1 protein-coding gene and 1 pseudogene are annotated in these 2,080 nt (G+C 71.6%); one reads left to right on the top strand and one right to left on the bottom strand.

Features of this window, described 5'->3' with window-relative positions; translation table 11 throughout:
• Positions 1–769: pseudogene (locus tag ACYVE9_RS23105) on the bottom strand (hypothetical protein); the annotation flags it as partial.
• Between the two features lie 588 nt (positions 770–1,357).
• Here ACYVE9_RS23105 and ACYVE9_RS23100 point away from each other — a divergent pair.
• On the top strand, positions 1,358–2,023 hold the full coding sequence (locus ACYVE9_RS23100) for a bifunctional DNA primase/polymerase (RefSeq protein WP_461029820.1): 666 nt from the start codon (positions 1,358–1,360) through the stop codon (positions 2,021–2,023).
• Positions 2,024–2,080: the final 57 nt, after the last annotated feature.

Genomic DNA, 2,080 nt, shown 5'->3' with positions numbered 1-2,080 from the left:
CGCCGGTGACGTGGCCACCGGTGCCGGCTTCGGCGGGAGCGCCGGCGACCAGCGCCACGGCGTGGCTGGCGGCGTAACCGAGCCGGGCGGCGACCTCGCGGTGCCGGGGGTCGAGGTCGTCCTCGCCCAGGATGTCCGGCTGGGTGAGCTCGTCCCGGCGGCCGGCTTCGGGCAGTCCGTCGAGCAGACGGCCGTAGAAGCCCGAACCGCGCGGGATCGTCTCGATCTGGCCGAGATCCGACCGTCCCAGGCCCAGGCCGACCGTACGTTCCGGACCGAGGCCGTCCGCCGGCTCCAGCGAGACGAGTCCGCGGCGTGCGCCCACCAGGGACGCTCCGGCGCGCAGCACCTCGTCCAGCGCGTCCTCCAGGGTCGCGGTGCGGGCGAGGCGCTCGGTGAGGTCCTGAAGGGTGGAGAGGTCGGAGATCCAGCCGGCGAGGTGGTCCTGCACTGCGGCGAGTTGGCTCACCGACTGACTCACCGCTCGGGCGGGAGACCCCTCGGGACCGCTGTCGCCGCCCGGGCGCGGGACCACCGGAGCGCCGGACCGCCACTCGGCGGACGCGCCGGATCGGGCGGCGTCGGCAGCCGTGAACAGCGTCGTGCCGGGCGGGCCGTCGACTCCGGCGGTGCCTGCTGCGGCGGTCGTCTCACCGGTGGGCTGCGGTACGGAACTCGTCTCTGCTGCCGCCGCGGGAGCGGTAGTGTGCTCCGCCAACGGGGAAGGCGGGTTGATTCCAGCCACTTTTGAAGTGCGGGGCGTACTCATGAGCAGCGGCTTTCACTGGAGATCTTTTTTCTCAAACACATCACAAACCCCCATGTCATGCTGCTCTGCCAGCAATGCGTCCACATCTACACGCACCGGCGACAGGATGTCCAGCATTGTCCTTGTGCGGGTGGTGGTGTCCGGGCGGCACCGGAACCCGGGGGGTGACAAACCGAGTGTCCCGCAGGTTGGCGCGAAAAGTCCCCCGCGTGTGCTGATTCGCGGTCGACTGGCGTCAACCAGCAGCGGTCGCAGGGTCGGTTCTGGGTACGGATGGAAAGAGCGGGGCGCGGTTGGGCCCGGTCGGAACCCGGCAGCAGGCCCGTGCGTCTCAACCGGCAGCAGCCGGGCTTTCGCGTTCGGTGAGCGGCGAACAGGTTCAGGGCACCCAGCACCACGGACAGCACGGAGCGCAAGCGCCATGCGCGCGCCACCCCCCGCCAGGTTCCACGCTCGACCCGCGGCATGATGCGCTGCTTTGTACCCGCAGTGACGTGAAATCCACGTATGTGATGGTTCTCGATGGTCGTTGTCGGTCTTGGTAGATCCTTGTCGATCTTCGGCGTTAACGGAAAGGAACGAGCGCTCATGCGCGAGATCCTCGGAAGGCGACGCGTGACCCGATGGGCGCGGCGGACAGCCGCGCTCACCTGTGCCACCGAGTGGAACTGGCCGGTGGTGCCGGGTGCGGCACTGCGGGATTCGGTGCGCCCCTCAAAGCGGGCGTGCGCGTGCCCGCAGCCCGACTGCGCCGTACCGGGCGCCCACCCGCTCGAGCCCGACCTGCTGGCCGCCACCACCGACGCCCGCATGGTGCGGTGGTGGTGGACGCAGCGCCCCACGGCCTCCGTCATCCTGGCGACCGGCGGCACGGCACCCTGCGCGCTGAGCCTGCCCGCCGCCGCCGGTGAGCTGGCCCTGCGCGAACTCGACCGGCTCGGTGTGCGCACGGGCCCGGTTGTGGCGACACCCACCCGCTTCCTGCTGCTGGTCGCCCCCTACGACCTGGAGGAGCTCGGCGAACTGCTCTACGCCCAGGACTGGGTGCCCAGTTCGCTGCGCTTCCACGGTGAGGGCGGCTATGTGCCGCTGCCCCCGACGGAGACCAGCGGCGGCCTGATGGGCTGGGAGCGGAGGCCGGCGCCGGCGCAGCGCGGCGGCACCCCCTACCTGCCACGCCTGGAGGAACTGCTCGACGTGCTGGTCGACGCCAGCACCGCCGCCCCGGACGGCGGCAGCAGGCTCGCCTACTGAAGCCCGCCGGACGCCTCGCCGAGCCGGCAGGTGTCGCTGACGGCGCGCGCCCCGCAT

This window comes from Streptomyces sparsus, assembly GCF_054776295.1.
Note: the sequence above shows the minus strand (reverse complement) of the source record. Positions and strands in the feature narration are given on the sequence as shown.